Raw genomic sequence first — 12,808 nt, forward strand, 5'->3', positions numbered from 1 at the left:
GGGAAACTCCTTCACCCGTGTCAGTCTTTGTGGTTTGCCCGCCGCCTGACGCCGTGGGCAAGTCCGGTGGTTGCTTCGGCAGTCATGCATTGGCGCATGGTCAAAACCCCCCGCCGAAAAACGGGGCCGTCAGAGATTCACAGTATCGGGGAAAGGTCGTCCAAAACGTTCCGCTCTCCGGGTCGCAAATGCCCGAACACGAAATTTATCGCACGGAAAGGTGATCGTTGCAAGGTAGCGTCCGCGGGCCGCCCCATGGGCGCATTCCGACGCATGGCATCGATAGGACGGGGTGCTCGCCCGGTCATCGGCCAGCGCCTGGCCACGCATGGTCCAACGGGCTGGAGCTTGCAAACAGGGGTTGCATTTGGCGGTGGAATGGCGAGGATCGGCTTGGAGCGGAGCGCGCGCGTTTGCGCCCGGAGCGGGGGCTCGAGGGAGATATAGTTATGAAATTTCTCGCGGCAATCTTCTCGCGGCAGGGTTTTGCCATCGTGTTGCTGTCGGCAGTTCTTGCAGCCTGCACAGCGGTGGTGGTGGAGGAAGGACCGGGGTACCGCCCGCCAAGGCCAGGGCCGCAATTCTGCACGAGGCAGTATGATCCGGTCTGCGCCCGGCGCGGTGGCGACCGCCAGACCTTCGCCAATGCCTGCCTTGCCGAGCGGGCCGGGTATCGCATCATCCGCGACGGTCAGTGCCGCGACGGCGGCGGCGGTGGCGAAGAGCAGACATTCTGCACGCGCGAATATGCCCCCGTCTGCGCACGCCGCCGTGGCGAATTGCGCACCTTCCCCAACGCCTGCGAGGCTCGCGCCGCCGACTATCGCATCGTCGACGACGGTCCCTGCTGAGAGGGCTGGCTTCCTCCCCGTCTCCGGACGGGGAGGAAGCCATCTATCAACCGGACACAGGCAGGTGAGGGTAGAAGCCGCTCCTGCCTCTACGCCGGCAGCCTCGCTCTATGGCAATGGGCGATGAACTCGGCCCTAGCCAATCCTGACCATATGGCTTCGACGTCGTGTGATCTTTGATCCGATCCGCGCGGTGGCTGGATGAATGCCGGGCTGCTCGTCCGTCCGCCGCTAGCCCTTGGACTTCGGCTTCAAACCGGCTTCCGCCTGTTTGACGGCCGAGCCGAAGGGCGATGCCGGCTTTGCTGCCGCCTTGCCCTTCTTGGGCTTGCGTGTCTCGCGGTTGCTGCGCTGTTGACCCTTGGCCATCTGTTGGTCCTCGTGATTGGTGGTGGTGGCGCCTGATGTGGGCCTAAAGCGCGTTGCGTTGAAAGGATTCAGCCGACGCGCTTTAAGCATTGTTTTATGCATGTCGTTGTCCCAAAACCGCTTCGCACTTTTGGGCGACATGCATTAGGCGCTCGGATTGTCGGCCACTTCGAGATTGTCTTCCGTGGTGACCCGCTCGTAGGTCTCCTCGTCGCTGCGGATGCGGTATTGCGGCGAGCCGTCCTTGACCGGCAGCTTGCTCTTGATTTGGAACAGCTCTGCGGTCTTCTGGACAAGGCCGATGCGGCTCTTCATGCGAACGGTCTGGCCGATCGCGAAAAGATGCGCGGGCGTGTCGGTGCGCGGGCGCGCGTTCTGCTGGAAGCGGATCATGCAGCATTCTCCTGGTCGCGCCTCAGCGCGGTTTCGAGTTCGGCGAGGTCGATGGCGACCAATTGGCTGGTCTGGCTTTTCACCGTCCTTGCCGGCAGATGGATGAAGGTGGCGACACGGCGCCAGGCAAGCCACGACATGCCGTCGATAAGCTCCTCATCGTGGTCGATGTCGTAGTCGCCGGCCGGCAATTTTCCTTCCAGGCCGCCGAGCATCAAGGGTGGCTCGAATGCGCTATGGAATGGGTAGTTCGGCCAGACATTCTCGTGCCTCGAGGTCTCGTTTCGGCTTGGATCCGATAGGTGGTGCCCGCTTTGCGGCACCGGGACTAAATGTCGTGTGTCCCTTTATCGGCAATTTGGGTATCGGCGATCTGGAATGAGTTTGGCGGGTCGAGAACCTCTGACGCCGCGAGTTGCCAAGCTTGGCCCAAAAAACGATCTCAATCCTTTAATCCGAAATTGCGGTTTATTCAAGAAGATTCCTGCCGGATCGTGATCCACCGACAAAATTCGCTCTCTATAATTATTTGTAGAATGCTGATATTACTCAAGAGCTTTCTGAAAATATCTGAGAGGTCGCCGTAACTTTTGTACCGGCATCTATGCTTTATTTCGTTTGAAAGGAAAATTTCATCATCTCTGTAAATACCCCGAGTGGCGTAACCGTAACAGTCAATCCCATCGTCAAGCCGACCGTCGGGCCTGCGAAAGTCATGTCGGCGCGTCTGACGATACGAGGTGACGAGGCAGCAAGGCGAAAGATCGCCGACACCGACGGCACGGTGCGGCGGGCCAGACAGGTTGCGGAGACCAACCGTCTGATCTGACAGCGCGTTTGCGCGTCCTTTTGGACGCGCAAACGGCGCTGTACTACTTTGATTTGCATGATCCTTCTTCCAACCTGCGGTTCGGTCATGCGCTGAGGAGCTCGATCATGACGCTGAATTTTCCCAACCGCAGCCGCTCCTATGACGCGGCGGCCAAGCGCATTCGTTTCGTCGGCCATGACGGCATGTTCGAAGTGCCGTTCTTTGTGGAGATTGCAGCGCTTTCGGCGGCAAGTCCGGCCACCAGTGGAGCGGAAGCCGAGTATCTCAGCGCCTTCGATGCGAAGCGTTCGTCGATCCAGGATGTTGCGCGCGAAGCCTATTCGCACGGTCGCAAGAACATGTATGTGCTAACCCAGGCCGATTTCCGGTAAGCTGGCCTGCGAACCCTTGAACCTGCCGCGCCGATGGCCTAGATCGCGGCAGGCGGACAAAACATGGCAGGTTTCCCATCAACAGAGATCCGAGAAGACCGGCAGGCGCGGGCGCCAATTTCGGCTCAGGCGGACAGCCGCCGCTAGGGCTCGACCAGCGCGTGCAGCAGGCGCTGCAATTGCATCAGGCCGGCCGCCGGCAAGAAGCCGAGATGCTCTATCGGCAGGTGCTGGCGCAAAAGGCCAATCACGCAGCGGCAGCACATTTCCTCGGTTTGCTGCTGCACCAGACCGGGCGCAGCGCCGAAGGACTCGACCTCCTCGAACAGTCGGTGCGCCTGCAGCCCAAGAATCCAGATTTCCTCAACAATCTCGGCACGGTGATGCGCGACCTCGGCCGTGTCGGTGCAGCCGTCGATTTCTTCCGTGGCGCGGTGGCGCTGCGGCCGGACCAGCTTGCGGCGCGCGACAATCTCGGCTCCTCGCTTAAGCAGCTCGGACAGTTCGAGGGCGCGGAGGAGATTTATCGCGGCACCATCGGTCGCAACCCGTTCCATGTCCGCGCCCGAATTGGGCTTGCCGAAACGCTGCAGGAGGCTGGGCAGCTCGACGAGGCGCTTGCCGTCTTCCGCGAAGCACTGGCAATTCGGCCGAAGGACGCCGATTTGCTGCACGGTCTGGGCGTCGGGCTGATGGAGAAGGGCAGCCTCGGAGAGGCGGCGGAGCATTTCCGGCAGGCGCTGGCGGTCGATCCCGGCATGGCCAGGGCCTGGCTGATGCTCACCCAGGTCAAGCGCCAGCAGGAGCGCGACGCCGAGCTTGCCGGGATGGAGGCGCAGCACGCCAAGGCCCCGGAAGGCAGCGTGGCGCGCATGCAGCTTTCCTTCGGCCTCGGCAAGGCCAATGACGATTTGAAGGATTATGGCCGTGCCTTCGATTATTTCGCCGAAGGCAATGCGATTCGCCGTATGGGCATCGACTACGATGCGGCCAAGACACGCGCCGAGTTCGAGGCGATGAAGGCGGTGTTCGACAAGCCCTTCTTCGACAAGCACAGACCGAGCGGGATCGCCGACGATACGCCCATCTTCGTCGTCGGCATGCCGCGCTCCGGCAGCACGCTGGTCGAGCAGATCATCGCCAGCCATCCGCAGGTCTATGGCGCCGGTGAGCTCGGCATATTGAAGACGGCGCTCGGCAAGCAGTTTCCGCCTGGTATGAAGGGCGGCTTTCCCTGGGGCATCGCCGACATGCCCGACAAGGCCTATGCCGAGGCAGGCCAGGCCTACCTAGACCTGCTGCACGCCCGCTATCCGGGTTTCCGGCACGTCACCGACAAGATGCTCGGCAATTTCCTATTGGTAGGCTTCATCCATCTGATGCTGCCCAAGGCCAAGATCATTCATTGCGTGCGCGATGCGGCGGCGACATGCCTGTCGATCTACAAGGTGCATTTCCGCGGCGACAGCCACCGCTACGGCTACGACCTCAGCGAGCTCGCCGATTTCCACAATCTCTACACCGATATGATGGCGCATTGGCGCACCGTTCTGCCTGATGTCGTGCATGATGTGCGCTACGAGGATTTCGTCGCCGACCAGGAAGGGCAGACGCGGGCGTTCATCGCCCATCTCGGCCTGCCATGGGACGATGCGGTGCTGTCGTTCCACGAGACCGACCGGCCGGTGCGCACGGCGTCGGCGGCGCAGGTGCGCCAGCCGATGTACCAGGGCTCGGTCGATCTGTGGAAACGCTATGGCGACCGGCTCAAGCCGCTGCTCGACCGCCTAGCGTAATGCGTTGCCGGCCTACAACTCGATGAACGGCTGAAAGCCGCCGAAGATCATGCGCTTGCCGTCGAATGGCATCGTCGACAAGTCGCCGTTCAGGCGCGGATCGGCCATCACTTTGGCCATCACCGCATCGCGGCTCTGCCGCGATTCATAGACGACCCAGGAGAAGACGACGATCTCGTCGTCCTTGGCCTGCACGGCGCGCGGGAACGAAGTGAGCTCGCCATAGGGCACGTCGTCGCCGATGCATTCGACATAGGCGAGCGCGCCATGCTCCATCCAGACAGTGCCGCCCATCTGAGCCATTTTCTTGTAAGCATCGAGATTTGCCTTGGGTACCGCGAGAACGAAACCATCGACATAGGACATCGTGCTTCTCCTATGCCTTCTTCACCGGCGCGTTCATCGCCCACTCGACGCCGAACGGGTCGCGCATATTGCCCCACTGGTCACCCCAGAACATCACCTGGAGCGGCATGACGACCTCGCAGCCGGCATCGACGGCCCGCTTCCACCAGGCGTCGATGTCGTCGCTGCCGAGATGCAGCTGCATGGTGAAGCCCTGTGGCTTCACCGCGGCCATTCCGTGCTCGGGATAGAAGTCGGAAATCATCAAGGTCGAACCGTTGATATGGAGATGGATGTGCATCGTCCGGCCCTGCTCGTCCGGCGGATAGAAGAAGACCTGCTCGGCGCCGAACGCCTTCTGATAGAATTCCGAAGCCTTGAAGGCGCCGTCCAGCTGAAGGTAGGGCGTCAATCCGCCGAGGACTTTCGCGGCAGATTGGGTTTGGGGCTGATCGTTCATCTCTTGCTCCTCTCTGGTTGGGCATTGCGAACCACAGGACGAATGGGGCAGCGGCGATCCTACATGGCCGATGCGTTTTTTTAATGCCGACCGTGCGACGGTCGGCCCTTGTCAAGGAGCCAGGCCAATCCGCGGGCTGTTCTGTGCGTCGACGACGATTTCCGGCCAGCCGATGTCCTTGCGCAGTTCGATCGGCAACGAAAGGAGGGCGCGCTCGCTGCGGTAGCGGGCGCGAGCCGCCGAGTAACGGGTCGCGATGCGACCTACGGATGACAGTATAGACATGATGCTTTCTCCTCGATTGGCGCCGGCATCACCGTGTCGGCATCCCGAGGACGTGGCGCGCGGCCATGATCCGACAGATCGCGGAGAATTTTCTGTCGCAGGGCCTTATTCAGTCGGGATACGTCTCAGATGACGGACGCGGCCAGAGCGGTGTCGTAATACTCCACCATCTCGATGATTTTGCCGTCGCGTAGCGTCCAGAAATCGGCGGTGCACATGACAAACTCCTCGCCGGTGGTTCGGCGTGTCATGTGGATCTCGACCTGCGCCGCAACCTTGTCGCCGCCGTCGATGATCTCGACCTGCGCCGCAACCTTGTCGCCGCTGTCGATGATCTCGACCGGATGAAGCGCCGGTATTCGAAATCGTCGTCCAGCGCCAAAAGCCGGGCAAGGAACTCCTGCTTACCTTGGCCATCCCGGCATAGCGCGACTGCGCCGGTTCGGCGACCCAGCGGAAGACAATATCATCGGCGCAGTCGACCAGCGCGCCCTCGATGTCACGTTTTGCATAGGTATCATACAGGTTCTTGACGACGTCCGCGCCACATGACCGTTTTCCTCCTCGGTTTGCGAGACCTCGGGATGCGCCTTTTTCGGCTCGCGGGGAAGCGTGGGCCGGCAGCACCTTGAATGCCGGCCCGGCAGATGCGTGGCTTTCCTCAGCCATTCCCCTCAGCCACCGATCGAAAGAAATCCTCCGGGCTGTCGATCTCGGCCAGCCGCCGCTTCTCGATCAGCCAGAAGCGGTTGCCGATCGCCCTGATGAAGGAGCGGTCGTGCGAGGCCAGCACACAGCTTGCCTGATGGGCCAGCAGTTCCGTTTCCAGTGCTTCCTGGCCGTCGATGTCGAGATGGTTGGTCGGCTCGTCGAGCAGATAAAAATTGGGATTGGCGAGCCTGAGCGCCAGCATCATCAGCCGCGCCTTCTGCCCGCCCGACAGGACGCCGATCCTGCGCTCCTGCATGTCGATGCTGACGCCTGCACCCGCCAGCAGCGAGCGTGCGCGCTGCTCGCCGACATCGAAGCTGCGCGAGAGCATCGCCAGCGGCGTGTCTTCGGCGCTGATGCCCGACAGCGCCTGGTCGCTGTAGCCGAGCACCGTCGACGGCGTCACCTTCACGCCTTGCACTGCCGTCTCCGGCTCGATGATGGCATTTCTGATCAGGCTGATCAGCCGCGACTTGCCGACACCATTGCGGCCGAGCAGGACGATGCGGTCGCCCTGGCAGATATGGCGCTTGCCGGTCCTGAACAGCAGCGTTCCGTCAGGCGTTTCGACCGCCAGGTCGTCGAGCGTGATCAGCACCTTGGCATGGGTGCCGCGATTGGCGAGCTTTATCGCGCCCGCCGATTTTTCGCGGTGCGCCGGTGCTGCGACCTCCTCGAGGCGTTGGGCGCGCTGGTTGAGCTGCTTGGTCTTGACCGTCAGCAGGTCGCTGCCCGAATTGATGCCGATGTTGCTAAGCTTGGCCGCCTGCCGGCGCAATTGCTGCGCCACCTTCATGTCACGCTGGAATTTGCGCTCGGTCGAGGCGTCGACTTCGCTCAACGCATCGCGTGCCTTGGAATAGGGCAGCGAGAACACTGGCGATTGTTCTGGGCGCAGGAACAGCGTCCGGTTGGTCGTTGCGTCGAGGAAGGCCCGGTCGTGGCTGGCGATCACCACCGGCACTTCGCGCGGCAGCGTGTTCAGCCAGGTCTCGAGTTGGCTGATCTTGGCGAGGTCGAGATGGTTGGTCGGCTCGTCGAGAAGCAGGACGTCCGGATCGGTGACCCAGACGCGGGCGATCAGCGCCAGCCTTTGCCAGCCGCCGCTCAATGCCCGCATCGGCCGCTCGCGCATCGGCTGCGGTATGTCGAGTGAATCCAGAACCACGTCGACGCGCCATTGCTCGCTTTCAGCCTGCTCGGCCGGCAAGGCGTCGGCCACCACCCGCTGAAAGCCGTGCCCGGCCAATGCTGCGGGAACGGCTTGCTCGACATAGCCGACGCGCAGGCCGCGCGTGCGGGTGATGTCGCCTGATGTCGGCTCCATTTCGCCGGTCAGGCACTTCAGCAAAGTGGACTTGCCGCGCCCGTTGGCAGCAACGATGCCGAGGCGGTCGCCGGTGCCGATGGTGAGATCAAGGTTGGAAAAGAGCGGCGCACTCATGGTGACGCCGAGGGATTTTAGGCTGATCAGGGCCATCTTGGTTTCTCTGGTCTGCCCGGAGGGAGGTTCCGGTTCGATGCACTTTGACGGTGCGCTTGCCTTCAAAATCGGCGTTGCGGCACCACGAAGAGCAGACCAAGAAAATCGAAGCGGGAGAACCCGGACCGTCTCTGATCAGCCCTGCAAGCAAGCTCGCAGGGCACAGACAGGGCCGCGCTGACGGTGGTGGTCGAAAGTCACGCAGCCCTCCTTTCAAGACGTTTTGAGTGGAAACTGGCTACACCAAGGGCAGGGTCGATGGCAAGGGGTCCTGCTCCCCCTTCTCCCCTTGTGGGAGAAGGTGGCCGCGAAGCGGTCGGATGAGGGGTGTTCCAGCTAAGCACCGACGGCGATCCGTCCAGCACCCCTCAACCGTCTCGGCGCTACGCGCCGATCCACCTTCTCCCACAAGGGGAGAAGGGAAGCTACCTACCGTCCCGGCCGCCCGGTCTTGCCGGGTCGGCGCTTCTCACGACGGGCATCGGCGGGGTTTTCGTAGGAGCCGATGCCGGCACGTTCGCGCTTGACTGGCTTGTCGCCCTCAACGGGCTTCTCGGTCCGTCGCACCGTCATCTCGTCCAGCGAATTCTTCTTGAACAGCGGCTTGGTCGAGTCGCCTGGGATACCGAAGTCGGAGCCGTGCGCCTCTTGCGCCGACTGTTTCTTGAACAGCGAGCGCGATACCGCGCCAGCGGGGGTCGGCATGTCGGTGCCCGGGCCCATGGCGTCGAGCGAAGGCTTTGCGAAGAGCGGCTTCTTGACCGGCACCGCACCGTCGGCGCCCATCTCGTCGAGATGCGGCTTGCGGAAGAGACTCTTGCCGTCATTGTCGACCGTGCGGTGGATGGCGCGGCCTTTGTTGTGCTTGCCCTTTTCGCGGCCCGAGACCGGGCTTTCCATGTCGGCATATTTGGCCAGCGGATCGTCGGAGATGGACAGCTCCATCTCGCGCAGCCGCTTGATCTCGTCGCGGATGCGGGCCGCCTTCTCGAAGTCGAGGTTGGCAGCGGCGTCACGCATCTGCTTGTCCATCGCGTCGAGATGGGCTTTCAGATTGTTGCCCATCATCGCGCCGGCGCTATCGGTGAACTGCGAGATGTCGGCGCGGACGTGGTCCTTTTCGTAGACCGAGTCCAGGATGTCGGAGATGCGCGACTTGACCGATTCCGGGGTGATGCCGTTGGCCGCGTTCCACTCCATCTGCTTCTCGCGACGGCGGTTGGTCTCGGCCATCGCCCGTTCCATCGAGCCGGTGACCTGGTCGGCGTAGAGGATGACCTTGCCGTCGACATTGCGCGCGGCGCGGCCGATGGTCTGGATCAGCGACGTTTCGGAGCGCAGGAAGCCCTCCTTGTCTGCATCAAGAATGGCAACGAAGCCGCATTCGGGGATGTCGAGGCCTTCGCGCAAAAGGTTGATGCCGACCAGCGCGTCGAAGGCGCCGAGACGCAGATCGCGCAGGATCTCGATGCGCTCCAGCGTGTCGATGTCGGAGTGCATGTAGCGGACGCGAATGCCCTGCTCGTGCAAATATTCGGTCAGGTCCTCGGCCATGCGCTTGGTCAGCACGGTGACCAGCGTGCGGTAGCCGGCCTTGGTGGTCTCGCGGATTTCGCCGACGACATCATCGACCTGGGTCTTGGCCGGGCGCACCTCGACCGGCGGATCGATCAGGCCGGTCGGGCGGATGACCTGTTCGGCAAAGACGCCGCCGGACTGCTCCATCTCCCAGCCGCCGGGCGTCGCCGAAACCGCGACGGAAAGCGGGCGCATGGCGTCCCATTCCTCGAAGCGCAGCGGCCTGTTGTCCATGCAGGACGGCAGACGGAAACCGTATTCGGCCAGCGTCGCCTTGCGGCGGAAGTCGCCGCGATACATGCCGCCGATCTGCGGCACGGTGACATGGCTTTCGTCGATGAAAACCAGCGCATTGTCGGGGATGTATTCGAACAGGGTCGGCGGCGGATCGCCGGGCTGGCGGCCGGTGAGATAGCGCGAATAGTTCTCGATGCCGGCACAGGAGCCGGTGGCTTCCAGCATCTCGAGGTCGAAGCGGGTGCGCTGCTCCAGCCGCTGCGCCTCAAGCAGGCGGCCGGCCCGTTCGAGTTCGACCAGCCGGTGCTTGAGCTCTTCCCTGATCGACTTGATGGCCTGGTTCAACGTCGGGCGCGGCGTGACATAGTGCGAATTGGCGTAGATCTTGACGCTCTTCAACTCGCCGGTCCTCTGGCCGGTCAGCGGGTCGAACTCGGTGATCGCCTCGATCTCGTCGCCGAACAGCGAGATGCGCCAGGCGCGGTCCTCAAGGTGGGCCGGAAAGATCTCGATCGTGTCGCCGCGCACGCGGAACGAGCCGCGCACGAAATTGATATCCTGGCGCTTGTACTGCTGGGCGACGAGGTCGGCGAGCAGTGCGCGCTGGTCGAGCCGGTCGCCGATCTGCATCTGGAAGGTCATCGCCGTGTATGTCTCGACCGAGCCGATACCGTAGATGCAGGACACCGAGGCGACGATGATGACATCGTCGCGCTCCAGCAGCGAGCGCGTCGCCGAGTGGCGCATGCGGTCGATCTGCTCGTTGATCGAGGATTCCTTCTCGATGAAGGTATCCGTGCGCGGGACGTAAGCTTCCGGCTGGTAGTAGTCGTAGTAGGAGACGAAGTACTCGACGGCGTTTTCCGGGAAGAATTTCTTGAACTCGGAATAGAGCTGCGCAGCCAGCGTCTTGTTGGGGGCAAGGATCAAAGCAGGGCGCTGCGTCTCCTCGATCACCTTGGCCATGGTGAAAGTTTTTCCCGAGCCGGTGACGCCGAGCAGCACCTGGGTGCGGTCGTTGTCGTTGACGCCTTCGACAAGGTCCTTGATCGCCGTCGGCTGGTCGCCGGCCGGCTCGAAATCCGACACCATCTTGATGGCGATGCCGCCTTCGGATTTTTCGGGTCGGGCCGGGCGGTGTGGCGTCCACAGCACGCCATCCTTGTGCAAGGGGTTGCCGGATTCGATTAGCGCCGAGAGCGCCGCCACCGTGGCGGTGACGCCGCCGGAGGCCATGGTCTCGGCCTCCTCGAGCGAAACATCGAGGCCGGCGACAGGGTTGAGGCCGGCCGCGGCGCGTTCTCTGGCCGAAGCCGCGCCGCCCATCGAGGTGCCGCGTGCCGTGCGGCCGGGGGAGGAGGAGCGTTCGGGGATTTTTTTCGCCGTCTTCGGCGATTTGCGGCCGTCCTTGCCGCCATTTTTGTCGGCACCGACTTGCCGCCCTTCCTTCTCCGCTTCCTGCTCGATCTGCTCGGCCCAATCCGCGATCGAGCCGGTCAGCGGCGTGCCTGAAAACTCGGTCTGCGGCGCCTCGGCAAAACCGCCCTTGTGCAGCGGCTCCGACGCATCAAGGAAATCGGTCAGCGGACTGCGCCGCTTGGGCGGCGAAGCGCGATCGTCACGCGCCGGCGACGGCGTGTTTTTATCAGGAGGTTTGGCCATGCCCCAAATATGGGAGGTATCGGCCAAAATGGAAAGAGCGGAGTGGCGAGGGGCGCGAGACGAAACCAAACTGCTGACACAAGGGTGTCAGGAGCGATGTCAAAACGCGCCCTCAGTTGAACCACAGCGCAAATGTCAAAAATCCGGCGCCGCCAAACTGGCGCTGGATCTGGTCGAACTCCTCGCTGGTGAGGATCTTTCCGCTCTCGAGATAGGGCGCGATGGCCGGGCCGGTGATCGACAGCACCAGGTCGAAGGGCTTTGGTTCGTCGAAGAAGCGCTTCATATTGATGCCTTTGTCGGCGAAGCGGAAATGCGGCAGCAAGGTGCGGCCGTCGAGCAGGTCCTCAGCCAAATCAAGCGCGGCGTGCCAGGCGTGGACCTGCTCCTCGCCGACCTCCAGGCCGGTGAGCGGGCTGGCGCCTTTCTGTTGCGGGCCGGGCAGCCATTCACGGTCGTTGTCGGTCTCGGCGCGGATCGCCTTCCAGTCCTCGCGCGACAGCCGGATCATCTCAATGAGATGGCGGCCTGCCGCCTGCCGGCGCTCCGGTTCGACGACCGGCCAGTTGACCAGATGAACCAGCGAGATGAAGTCGGCGATGCGCCATTCGGACGACAACATGCCGCCGCTCATGCCGCCGTCCGGCGGAACGAGCGTGTCCTGCAGCGGCAGTTTGGCGCGCGGAAACAGCATGTGGAACGAACCGTCGAAGGCGTTCCTGAAATCATGCGCCAGCCAGAAATCCGCCTGCGCCATCAGGAATTCGGCATAGCCCTGCAGCCAATAGCCGTCGGCTCGGTCGAAGCGAAAGGTGAGGGCGGGTGGGGCCGGGTCTGGCGCACCGCCACGTGACAGGGATGCCATGATCGCGGCGGCACTTTCGTCCGGCGCGATCTGGCCATCCTCGTTGAGATCGATGCCGAGACGGGTGAGGTCGACCTCCATGCCGATGGCGGCATCGGCAGGCACGGATCCAAGCGTGGCGGCGGACTTTTCCAGCCGATCGCGGAAGGCGACCAGGATGGCGCGGAAGCCGTCGTAGGTCAGCGGCTCGGGATTGGGATTGTCTGGGACCGGCAGCCGCATCAGCGGCAGTATGAATGATTGCGGGCTTTCGAAACCGTGGCGGTGCAAGCCGCCGGCCAGGATCTCCAGCCCGGTGAAGAATTGGCCGGCTCCGGCGGCGTAAGCCGACGCGGGATCAGTGGGTGCGGCGGCTTCCAGCGCAGTAAGGGTGCTGTCGCGGTCCGCTACGGTTTTTGCCTCGAACAGGGCGGCCGGTTCGGGCGCTGCGGCCCCGGCGGAAGAAACCGGCAGCAGCAGAATAAGGGCGGATGCCAGCAGGCTCGAAAATCGCGTCATCTTGGTCCTCCGGTATGCCGTTCGGCGGCAACCATATACGCATCTTGTGTGTTACGCCTACTGCGGGGCATC

General features: G+C 62.9%; 15 protein-coding genes. 4 read left to right on the forward strand and 11 right to left on the reverse strand.

Annotation, left to right across the window (positions count from 1 at the left end; genetic code table 11):
• The first annotated feature begins 449 nt into the window (after positions 1-449).
• Positions 450-851, forward strand: coding sequence for a Kazal-type serine protease inhibitor domain-containing protein (locus tag A9K68_RS11140; protein ID WP_065011970.1), 402 nt, complete (start codon positions 450-452; stop codon positions 849-851).
• Between the two features lie 231 nt (positions 852-1,082).
• On the opposite strand, the gene A9K68_RS31290 is transcribed toward A9K68_RS11140, so the two are convergent.
• From A9K68_RS31290 to A9K68_RS11155, 4 genes are all read right to left on the reverse strand, one after another.
• Positions 1,083-1,220: a hypothetical protein gene (locus tag A9K68_RS31290; RefSeq protein ID WP_203546896.1), complete on the reverse strand. Its 138-nt coding sequence runs from the start codon at positions 1,218-1,220 to the stop codon at positions 1,083-1,085.
• A gap of 144 nt (positions 1,221-1,364) precedes the next feature.
• The gene (locus tag A9K68_RS11145; protein ID WP_065011972.1) at positions 1,365-1,613 is read right to left on the reverse strand and encodes a hypothetical protein; all 249 of its coding nucleotides are present in this window, start codon (positions 1,611-1,613) and stop codon (positions 1,365-1,367) included.
• Entirely contained in the window at positions 1,610-1,831 is a 222-nt protein-coding gene (locus A9K68_RS11150) for a hypothetical protein (RefSeq protein WP_246811346.1), read from the reverse strand. The genes A9K68_RS11145 and A9K68_RS11150 overlap by 4 nt, the downstream gene beginning before the upstream one ends.
• Positions 1,832-2,222: 391 nt before the next feature.
• Positions 2,223-2,531 (reverse strand): hypothetical protein, encoded by a 309-nt coding sequence (locus A9K68_RS11155; protein WP_156768561.1) that lies wholly within the window; start codon positions 2,529-2,531, stop codon positions 2,223-2,225.
• 18 nt (positions 2,532-2,549) lie between these two features.
• Here A9K68_RS11155 and A9K68_RS11160 point away from each other — a divergent pair, with 18 nt between their 5' ends.
• Positions 2,550-2,816, forward strand: a complete 267-nt coding sequence (locus A9K68_RS11160; protein ID WP_065012052.1) for a DUF1488 domain-containing protein — start codon at positions 2,550-2,552, stop codon at positions 2,814-2,816.
• Positions 2,817-2,977: 161 nt separating this feature from the next.
• Positions 2,978-4,612 (forward strand): tetratricopeptide repeat-containing sulfotransferase family protein, encoded by a 1,635-nt coding sequence (locus A9K68_RS11165; protein WP_065011974.1) that lies wholly within the window; start codon positions 2,978-2,980, stop codon positions 4,610-4,612.
• A gap of 12 nt (positions 4,613-4,624) precedes the next feature.
• On the opposite strand, the gene A9K68_RS11170 is transcribed toward A9K68_RS11165, so the two are convergent.
• The 4 genes from A9K68_RS11170 to A9K68_RS31680 form a co-directional block, all read right to left on the reverse strand.
• The gene (locus A9K68_RS11170; protein WP_029350007.1) at positions 4,625-4,978 is read right to left on the reverse strand and encodes a DUF1428 domain-containing protein; all 354 of its coding nucleotides are present in this window, start codon (positions 4,976-4,978) and stop codon (positions 4,625-4,627) included.
• A gap of 10 nt (positions 4,979-4,988) precedes the next feature.
• Positions 4,989-5,417, reverse strand: coding sequence for a glyoxalase/bleomycin resistance/extradiol dioxygenase family protein (locus A9K68_RS11175; RefSeq protein WP_065011975.1), 429 nt, complete (start codon positions 5,415-5,417; stop codon positions 4,989-4,991).
• Positions 5,418-5,528: 111 nt separating this feature from the next.
• Positions 5,529-5,702 carry a hypothetical protein gene (locus tag A9K68_RS31295; RefSeq protein WP_082982752.1) on the reverse strand — a complete coding sequence of 58 codons (174 nt, stop codon included), beginning with the start codon at positions 5,700-5,702 and terminating at the stop codon, positions 5,529-5,531.
• 125 nt (positions 5,703-5,827) lie between these two features.
• Positions 5,828-5,953, reverse strand: a complete 126-nt coding sequence (locus A9K68_RS31680) for a hypothetical protein (protein ID WP_348640713.1) — start codon at positions 5,951-5,953, stop codon at positions 5,828-5,830.
• Here A9K68_RS31680 and A9K68_RS32250 point away from each other — a divergent pair.
• On the forward strand, positions 5,919-6,050 hold the full coding sequence (locus A9K68_RS32250) for a hypothetical protein (RefSeq protein ID WP_281409499.1): 132 nt from the start codon (positions 5,919-5,921) through the stop codon (positions 6,048-6,050). The two genes, A9K68_RS31680 and A9K68_RS32250, sit on opposite strands and share 35 nt — an antisense overlap.
• A 313-nt stretch (positions 6,051-6,363) precedes the next feature.
• Here the strand turns inward: A9K68_RS32250 and A9K68_RS11185 are convergent, their stop codons facing one another.
• The 3 genes from A9K68_RS11185 to A9K68_RS11195 all read right to left on the reverse strand — a co-directional run bounded on the left by A9K68_RS11185 (position 6,364) and on the right by A9K68_RS11195 (position 12,736).
• Positions 6,364-7,893 carry an ABC-F family ATP-binding cassette domain-containing protein gene (locus A9K68_RS11185; RefSeq protein WP_065012053.1) on the reverse strand — a complete coding sequence of 510 codons (1,530 nt, stop codon included), beginning with the start codon at positions 7,891-7,893 and terminating at the stop codon, positions 6,364-6,366.
• A gap of 432 nt (positions 7,894-8,325) precedes the next feature.
• Complete coding sequence (gene uvrB, locus A9K68_RS11190) at positions 8,326-11,373, reverse strand: excinuclease ABC subunit UvrB (protein ID WP_065011976.1); 3,048 nt, start codon at positions 11,371-11,373, stop codon at positions 8,326-8,328.
• 112 nt (positions 11,374-11,485) lie between these two features.
• Positions 11,486-12,736: a hypothetical protein gene (locus A9K68_RS11195; RefSeq protein ID WP_065011977.1), complete on the reverse strand. Its 1,251-nt coding sequence runs from the start codon at positions 12,734-12,736 to the stop codon at positions 11,486-11,488.
• Between the last annotated feature and the right edge of the window lie 72 nt (positions 12,737-12,808).

The organism is Mesorhizobium sp. AA22 (assembly GCF_001672375.2).
GTDB classification, from domain to species: Bacteria; Pseudomonadota; Alphaproteobacteria; order Rhizobiales; family Rhizobiaceae; genus Mesorhizobium; species Mesorhizobium wenxiniae.